Below are 7,575 nucleotides of genomic sequence, written 5' to 3'. Positions count from 1 at the left end.
GTCGGCATCCTGCACGGATGCCTCAAGACCGGCATTCCTTACGACGAGGCGACCGCGTGGTCACACCACCTCACCGAGGTCGCTGCTTGACATTCAAGCTCATGGGATGTCTTGCGGGACCGGAACCGCGGCGGGGCCACCTTGCGGCCCTTGCGCTTGCCCGACAGCGAGGCAAAGAAGTTGCGGTACGCGGTGTTCAGGTCCGCTAGGGCCTGCTGCAGCACCACCGACGAAACCTCACCCAGCCATGCCCGTTGCGGCGTGTCCTTGGCCTGCGTGATGACCTGCCTGGACAGCTCGGCGTCCGACAGGTACGGCAAGCCCTGCTCGCGGGCTTGCTGCCGTGCCCGCAGCCCGTCGTTGAACACCACCCGCGCGCACCCGAACGCCTTCGCCAGCCCGTGCTGCTGACTCGACGTCAGGTAGACGCGATAGTTGTAACGCAGCTGCACGAGGCAACTGTACCGTTGGTTTATGGCTGAACTCGAAGGCATCCGCACTGGTAGACACTGTGTTTTCGCGATGCACGTTCACTTGGTCTTCGTGACGAAGTTCCGGCACAAGGTGTTCAGCGACCGGCACCTGTCCCGGATGGAAGAGATCATGCGGGCGGTGTGCACCGACTTCGAGGCCGAGCTGATCGAGTTCAACGGCGACAACAACCACGTCCACCTGCTGGTCAACTACCCGCCCAAGGTGGCCGTTGCCCGCCTGGTCAACAGCCTCAAGGGCGTCTCCTCCCGCCGCCTGCGGCAGGAGTTCCCCGACCTCATCCGCCACTACTACCAGACCAACAAACTCTGGTCCGGCTCGTACTTCGCCGGCTCCGTGAGCGGCGCACCGCTGAGCGTCGTCCGCCACTACATCGAGCAGCAGAACCGTCCGGCTTAAGGCACTGCCCGGGCCTTTGCGGCCCTCCCAGCGCGGGCCTTCACCCCGCCCTGAAGGGGCGGAGCACTGGCCCGCATTCCGGTAGCGCCGGGCACCTGTTCGGCGGCGCGGCGTACGTCGTCGAGCAGTATTTCCATGTCGTTGCGAGTGGTGCGGTAGTTGAGTACGCAGCCGCGTAGCGCGAACCGGCCGTTGATGGTCGCGTTCGACAGGTACGAGCTACCGGCCTGCTGCAGCGACACCAGGACTTCTTCGTTGAGGCGGTCGAGTTCCTGCTCGTCGACCCCGGATCTTGGCCCGGTACGTAGCGCCGGGGGCAGGTAGCGGAAGCAGAAGATGGAGAGCTCCACCGGGGAGAGCATCTCGAAGTCGTCGCTGGCGTCGACGAGTTCCGCCAGATGGCGGGCGCAGTCGAGGTTGGACTCGATCGCTTCGCCTATGGCCTGCGAACCGGCGTGGGCCAGCACCATCCAGACCTTGAGGGCACGGAAACGCCGGGAGAGGTCCGGGCCGTAATCCCAGAACGTGAACGCCTCGGCGGGCTCGGTCTGCATAACGCGGGTGTAGTCGGCGTCCAGGGTGAAGGCGTCGCGCGCCGCCTCGGGGTTGCGGTAAATGAGGCAGCCGCAGTCAGCGGGCAGGTAGAGCCACTTGTGCGGGTCGAGGGCGATCGAGTCCGCCTCCGACAAGCCATCGAAGAGTGGGCGGGCCGAGCGGGCGAGTCGGGCGAAGCCGCCGTAGCAGGCGTCGACATGCATCCACAGCCCGTACCGCTTCGCGATTGCCGCGATCTCCGTCAGCGGATCGACCGCACCGGTGGCCACCGTGCCCGCGCTCGCGACCACGCAGAACGGATCCGCAGCCGCGGCCAGGTCCTCTTCGATCTTGCGTACGAGGTCGTCGACGTCCATCCGGAAGCGCGCGTCCACCGCGACCTCTCGTACGTTCCCGCGTCCGATGCCGAGGAGGGCGGCGGCCTTGTGGATCGAGTGGTGGGCTTCCTGGGAGGCGTAGATCCGTAGCGGCCTGGGGTGGGCGCTGACGCCGTAGGTGGCGACCGCATCGCCGCAGTGGCGGTGCCGTGCGGCGGCGAGAGCGGCGAAGTTGGCCATTGAGCCGCCGCTCATGAAGAGGCCACCAGCGCTCGGGTCGCAGCCGAGCGCCTCCTTGATCCAGCCGATCGCCACGTGTTCCAGCTCGGTGGGGGCCGGCGCTGATCTCCAGGCGGGAAGGTTCGCGTTCAGAGCCGAGGCGAGGAAGTCGGCCACCGACGCCACCGGCGTGCCCGGCGCGGAGACGTACCCGAAGAAGCGCGGATGCCCGTTGTGCCGGCTACCAGGCACGATCACGTCGCGAAATACGTCGAGCAAGTGGCTGAAATCCCGACCTTCGGCGGGCAGCGGCTCGGCGAGTAGATCCTTCAGAGCGGCCGCCGAGGTACGCGGAGCGACAGGCCGGTCGCGGATCGAGCCATGGTAGGCGGCGGCCCACTCCACGGCTTCCATACCCATCTCGCGGATCCTCCCTGGCGAGGGATCCAGCGCGGACTCTTCGATCGGTGGACCGGATGACGTCGGACTCATCGCCGGAGCGTAGCCGAGGGTCCGTTCGTACTCGTGTCAGTGAGGATGGCTGTCCCCTGGGCTACTCACGACCCCGGCCCCCGCTCATGGCTCGCATAATGCCGACTGCCGTGTCTGACGCGGGTGATTACCCGCAGCATGATGCTCACCCGCACCCTAGCTGACCGGTTGTCGATTCGCGGGCAGGCAACCCGTGGTTGTCGACTCTCAGGCGAGCAGCGGCTCGAAGATGTCGCGAGCCAGCGTGAGGGCGTCGTCTTGGTCGAGGACGGTGGCTGTGAGGGTGGGATGGGCGCTGATCCACGCCTGGGCGTTTTCGGTCGAGGTGAAGAAGTTGATGGTGGAGCAGCAGGTCTCTACGGAGGGGCCGGTCGTCCGGCTGGCCGCGTACACCACCACCGCTTCCGGCGGCTGGTAGGTGGCGGCGCCTTCGGTGACGGTGACCTGGATGGGGTTGCCGTTGTGCGGGTCTGCGGAGGTGATGACCGCGTCGGTGTCGAGCATGAACGGCATGCCCAGCGCGTCGATGGCGCACATCGCGAACACGTCGACGTCACCGAGCGACACCTCATGCGGTGTCGGCACCGGGGAGAACGGGTAGGCGGCGATCAGCCGTGCGCCGTCGTCGACGGCGAGCAGATCCACGGCACTGAGTTGCCGTAGGGCGGCTGCCGCATCGAGGCCGGCCGCGTCGGCGGCCGAGCTGATCTCGGTCGGGCTGGGGGCGGTCCCGGTGGCGGCGAAATGGCGCAGGACCGCCCGATGCACCTGACGTAAACCATCCGGCAGCTGCGCCGCGCGGCGGGGCCGGTCGACCCGGATGGCGTTGCCCGGCTGGGCGCAGCAATCCACCGCTTGCAGGCCCGCCCCAGCCGGGACCGCCGCTGATTCCGACGTCATCGCCTGTTGCACGGCTGACTGAATATGCTCGGCGGTCGGGAGGTCCAGCCGGCACGCCGCCCCGCCGTCAACGACCCCGCCCATCACATCCACGCCGTTGACGAGCACCGACGGCGACGGATAGTCCCCCACCACCTCGGTCACCTCGGCCGGCAGCCCGAGGGCGGCCAACGACGTGTACAGCGCCTCCCTGACCGGGGCGAGATTCGGGCAGTCCGGCACCGAGCGAAGTTCGACTATCACCCCACCAGTGTGAACCCCGTATCCGACTCAGGGTCAAAGGCCACCGCTGGGCGCACTGGCACCAGCCGGACCAGGCAAGTGGCAGACGCCACCGGAGTCACGGCCGAGACCCTGCGCTTCTACGAACGACGCGGCCTGCTGCCCGCCCCGGCACGACCAGGTCGGTCAGTGTGCGCGTGCTCGGGGCAGGGATCGCAGGGTCAGGCCGATGCGGGCCAGGCTGACCGGAACCGCCACAAGCATGGGCCACACCAGGGTCGGGGTGACAAGCAGAACGGCGGCCACCATCGCCACGTCCAGGGCGACAAGGCCGAGCCCGGCGTTCTCCCCGACGCGGGCGCGGCGGTAGCTGCGCCGGCTGGTCGCCGCAGTGATCAACGCGGCGACGACTGCCAGCAGCGTGCATCCGAGCGGTCCGCCGACCAGGGCTTGCACGACGAACGCGTCGGTGATCTGGTCGACGCTGCCGAATTCGGCGATCGCGGCGCGGGCCGCGTCCGCCGGCGGCAGCCCGGCGGACAGGTGGTGCTGCCAGGTCTCGGTCAGCCCGTCGGCGAGTCGCCGGGTCCTGGTCGAGCGTGGACGGCGGGCGGCATCCCCCTCGCCGTCAGCCTGACCAGCGGCAACCGCCACGACGTCACCCAACTGATGCCCCTGGTCGACAAGATCCCACCGACCGTGGCATCCGAGGCCGTCCGCGACAACGGCCCGAGCGGATCTACGCCGACCGCGGCCACGACTACGACATCTACCGCCGTCAACTCCGCGACAAGGGCATCACCCCGGTCATCGCCCGACGCGGTACCGGCCACGGATCCGGACTCGGCACCCGACGATGGGTCGTCGAACAGACCATCGCCCTGCTGCACTGGTTCCGCCGCCTCCGCATCCGCCGGGAGTACCGCCGTACGCGGCGCGCCACCGCTTCGCGGGGAGGTTGTCCGTCCAGCGGACGATCAAGGGAAAGGAAGGCACCCACTCCTTTCCACTCTCAACATATATCGCACCTGGGGACTTGCGGCAAGACCCGGGTCGTGCCGCAGAATCGTCGGCCGAGGCCAGAACCTACGGAAATGGGGAGTCGCGAAATGGTCAGGATCACATCTGCCAAGATCGTCTCGTGGGGGCTGGACGGGCCGCGAGCGAGCCGTACGGTGTGAAATCTCGCCAGGACGGGGCTACACAAGCCTGAGCGGGTGGGGGATGGCGACGTAGCACACGCGGTGGAGCGGGCCTGCGCAGGCCGCTCGCCATGCTGTCGCGCCTGGACCGGTTGGGCGACGTGCCGGTCGTGGCCATGCTGCCGTCGCCGCACCCGCTGCCGGGCCGGCCGTTCCCGCCGGACGTGACCGACAACCGGGTGCTGTGGGACCTGGACGCCCGGAGCTATAACGCGCTGTTCGGCGCGGCGCTCAACATCCACCGGGCGTCGCTCGGCCAGCCGCCGGTGGACAACGTCCGCGACCACGTCTGGGGCCGCGCGACGACGCGTACGCGCAGCTCGTCGCGGCCGTGACGGGCGCCGCGTTCTGCACCGCGATGATGCGCTGGGCCACGGCGGGCCACGGCGCGGCCCCGCTCGCCGACCAGGTGGACGAGGCGTTCGCGATGCTCGCCGGCGGCCTGGCCACACCCACCCCTAACACCGAGGAGAGCAGATGACCGTTCAACCCGAGCCAGGCGTTTGCAAGCGACCTCAGATCGGAGCTGATGACGTGAGCCCCCTGACTACCAGCGTGTTTGACTTTCCCGACCACCTCTCCCCCAAGGCCGACCCGACGCTGATCGCCCGCGACGAGCAGCACTTCGCGGCCATCGCGGAGAGCCTCGAGCAGGTGGACGCCGACCTGTCCGACCGCCTCGACGCCGCCCGCAAGGCACCCGGCGGCAAGGGCCGGCAGGCGGTGGACCGCGACCAGGAGGTCCGCCGGCTGACCGCTCGCCTGCGACAACTGCGTCGCTTCGGCTTGGACCTGTGCCTGGGACGCATGGTCAGCGCGGACAACCCCGAGCCGGTGTACGTCGGACGACAGGGCCTCACGGACAGCGCGGGTCGTCGGCTGCTGGTCGACTGGCGCTCCCCGGCGGCTGAGCCGTTCTTCGGAGCGACCCACGCCAACCCGATGGGCCTGGCCAGCCGCCGCCGCTATCGCTGGACCCGCGGCCGGATCAGCGACTACTGGGACGAGGTGTTCACCGCGGACGGGTTCGAAGGGCACGCCGCCGCGCTCGACGACCAGTCAGCCTTCATCGCCAGCCTGGGCGGCAACCGGTCGAACCGGATGCGGGACGTGCTCGGCACCATCCAGGCCGACCAGGACGCCATCATCCGAGCGGGATCCCGCGGCGCTCTCGTCGTCGACGGCGGTCCGGGTACGGGCAAGACGGTCGTCGCGCTGCACCGCACCGCCTACCTCCTCTACTCCGACCCTCGCCTCGGTCACCGCCGGGGCGGCGTGCTGTTCGTCGGCCCGCACCAGCCGTACCTGGCCTACGTCGGCGACGTCCTGCCCAGCCTCGGAGAGGACGACGTGCAGATCTGCACCCTGCGGGACCTCGTCGCCGAGGGAGCCGCCGCCGCGATCGAGACCGACCCGAACGTGGCCCTCCTGAAGTCGTCCGCGAACCTGGTGAAGGCGATCGAGACGGCCGTCAGGTTCTACGAGGAGCCGCCCACCAAGGGAATGACGGTCACGACCGACTCGTCCGACATCTGGCTGAGCGCCGACGATTGGGCCGAGGCGTTCGAAGCACGAGAACCCGGTACCCCGCACCACGAGGCACGCGACCAGATCTGGGAGGAGCTGCTCACGATCCTGGTGGACAAGCACGACGGCGACGAACCAGCCGACCTGGTCCGCATGTCGCTGCTGCAGAACAAGGAGCTGCGCACGGCCTTCAACCGCGCGTGGCCGCTGCTCGAAGCGGCCGACCTCGTCGGAGACCTGTGGTCGGTACCCGCCTATCTGCGCAAGTGCGCTCCCTGGCTCAGCCCCGACGACGTTCAGAAGTTGCAGCGCGGAGACGCCCAGGCCTGGACGTTGTCCGACCTGCCGCTCCTGGACGCGGCACGGCAGCGGCTCGGCGATCCGGAGGCGTCCCGACGTCAGCGCCGGCACGACGCCGCGGTCGCCGCCGAACGCGAGCGCATGGCCAGGGTCGTCGACGACCTGATCGAGGCCGATGTCTATGACGACGGCGAAGGCCTGCTGACGATGCTGCGCCAGCAGGATCTGCGGGACGCCCTGGTCGACGAGTCCGGACTGTCGGGCGCCGACCCGGACCTGCTCGCCGGCCCGTTCGCGCACATCGTCGTGGACGAGGCTCAGGAACTGACCGACGCTGAGTGGCAGATGTTGTTGCTCCGTTGCCCGTCCCGGAGCTTCACCATCGTCGGGGACCGCGCCCAGGCCCGGCACGGGTTCACGGAGTCGTGGCAGGAACGCCTCGAGCGGATCGGGCTCGACCGGATCAACCTGGCCTCCCTCACCATCAACTACCGGACGCCGGAAGAGGTCATGGCGGAAGCCGAGCCGGTCATCCGGGCCGTGCTCCCGGACGCCAACGTGCCGACCTCCATCCGCAACAGCGACGTCCCCGTCGTACACGGATCTGCTTCTGATCTGAGCTCGATCCTCGACACCTGGCTCGCCGCGCACACCGACGGGATCGCCTGCGTCATCGGCGATCCCACATTCCGGACGACGTCCCGCATCCGGTCGCTGACCCCGGAGCTGTCGAAGGGGCTCGAGTTCGACCTGGTCGTCCTCATCGACCCAGAGGCATTCGGCAAAGGCATCGAAGGAGCGGTCGACCGCTATGTCGCGATGACCCGAGCGACCCAGCAACTCGTCATCCTCACGAGATCCTGACAAGGTGATCGCCGCCTGACGATCATGAGGACCGCTACCGAAGTTCGACAAAACGCGGAACAACCTCACCACCGTGACACACCGCC

General features: G+C 68.7%; 8 protein-coding genes and 2 pseudogenes. 6 read left to right on the top strand and 4 right to left on the bottom strand.

What is annotated here, in order from left to right:
- Positions 1 to 38 precede the first annotated feature (38 nt).
- Positions 39 to 452 carry a transposase gene (locus tag SLP03_RS23415; protein ID WP_319462773.1) on the bottom strand — a complete coding sequence of 138 codons (414 nt, stop codon included), beginning with the start codon at positions 450 to 452 and terminating at the stop codon, positions 39 to 41.
- A gap of 22 nt (positions 453 to 474) precedes the next feature.
- Between SLP03_RS23415 and tnpA the strand changes: the two genes are divergently transcribed.
- A complete protein-coding gene (tnpA, locus tag SLP03_RS23410; RefSeq protein WP_319462772.1) occupies positions 475 to 891 on the top strand; it encodes an IS200/IS605 family transposase in 417 nt (138 codons plus the stop codon).
- Here the strand turns inward: tnpA and SLP03_RS23405 are convergent.
- Positions 888 to 2,402, bottom strand: coding sequence for a pyridoxal phosphate-dependent decarboxylase family protein (locus tag SLP03_RS23405; RefSeq protein ID WP_319462771.1), 1,515 nt, complete (start codon positions 2,400 to 2,402; stop codon positions 888 to 890). The genes tnpA and SLP03_RS23405 overlap by 4 nt on opposite strands.
- A 279-nt stretch (positions 2,403 to 2,681) precedes the next feature.
- Positions 2,682 to 3,596: an alkylmercury lyase family protein gene (locus tag SLP03_RS23400; protein WP_319462770.1), complete on the bottom strand. Its 915-nt coding sequence runs from the start codon at positions 3,594 to 3,596 to the stop codon at positions 2,682 to 2,684.
- Between the two features lie 30 nt (positions 3,597 to 3,626).
- On the opposite strand from SLP03_RS23400, the pseudogene SLP03_RS23395 reads away from it, so the two are divergent.
- Positions 3,627 to 3,764 (top strand): annotated as a pseudogene (locus SLP03_RS23395) (MerR family DNA-binding transcriptional regulator); the annotation flags it as partial.
- Between the two features lie 18 nt (positions 3,765 to 3,782).
- On the opposite strand, the gene SLP03_RS23390 reads toward SLP03_RS23395, so the two are convergent.
- Positions 3,783 to 4,250 carry a hypothetical protein gene (locus SLP03_RS23390; protein WP_319462776.1) on the bottom strand — a complete coding sequence of 156 codons (468 nt, stop codon included), beginning with the start codon at positions 4,248 to 4,250 and terminating at the stop codon, positions 3,783 to 3,785.
- On the opposite strand from SLP03_RS23390, the pseudogene SLP03_RS23385 reads away from it, so the two are divergent.
- From SLP03_RS23385 to helR, 4 genes and pseudogenes are all read left to right on the top strand, one after another.
- Positions 4,158 to 4,522: pseudogene (locus SLP03_RS23385) on the top strand (transposase); the annotation flags it as partial. The gene SLP03_RS23390 and the pseudogene SLP03_RS23385 overlap by 93 nt on opposite strands.
- A gap of 347 nt (positions 4,523 to 4,869) precedes the next feature.
- Complete coding sequence (locus SLP03_RS23380; RefSeq protein WP_319462769.1) at positions 4,870 to 5,133, top strand: hypothetical protein; 264 nt, start codon at positions 4,870 to 4,872, stop codon at positions 5,131 to 5,133.
- Positions 5,130 to 5,279 carry a hypothetical protein gene (locus SLP03_RS23375; protein WP_319462768.1) on the top strand — a complete coding sequence of 50 codons (150 nt, stop codon included), beginning with the start codon at positions 5,130 to 5,132 and terminating at the stop codon, positions 5,277 to 5,279. The genes SLP03_RS23380 and SLP03_RS23375 overlap by 4 nt, the downstream gene beginning before the upstream one ends.
- A complete protein-coding gene (gene helR, locus SLP03_RS23370) occupies positions 5,276 to 7,489 on the top strand; it encodes an RNA polymerase recycling motor ATPase HelR (protein ID WP_319462767.1) in 2,214 nt (737 codons plus the stop codon). The genes SLP03_RS23375 and helR overlap by 4 nt, the downstream gene beginning before the upstream one ends.
- Positions 7,490 to 7,575 lie beyond the last annotated feature (86 nt).

Source organism: Micromonospora sp. RTP1Z1, from assembly GCF_033804685.1.
In the GTDB taxonomy this organism is placed as follows: Bacteria; Actinomycetota; Actinomycetes; order Mycobacteriales; family Micromonosporaceae; genus Micromonospora.
The sequence above is the reverse complement of the archived record's forward strand: the minus strand, read 5'-3'. Positions and strand labels throughout refer to the sequence as shown.

Bases quoted from the DNA above. Each gene is read 5' to 3' on its own strand.
- helR (WP_319462767.1), top strand. From the start codon at position 5,276: ATGACCGTTCAACCCGAGCCAGGCGTTTGCAAGCGACCTCAGATCGGA.
- tnpA (WP_319462772.1), top strand. From the start codon at position 475: ATGGCTGAACTCGAAGGCATCCGCACTGGTAGACACTGTGTTTTCGCG.
- SLP03_RS23380 (WP_319462769.1), top strand. From the start codon at position 4,870: ATGCTGTCGCGCCTGGACCGGTTGGGCGACGTGCCGGTCGTGGCCATG.
- SLP03_RS23405 (WP_319462771.1), bottom strand. From the start codon at position 2,402: ATGGGTATGGAAGCCGTGGAGTGGGCCGCCGCCTACCATGGCTCGATC.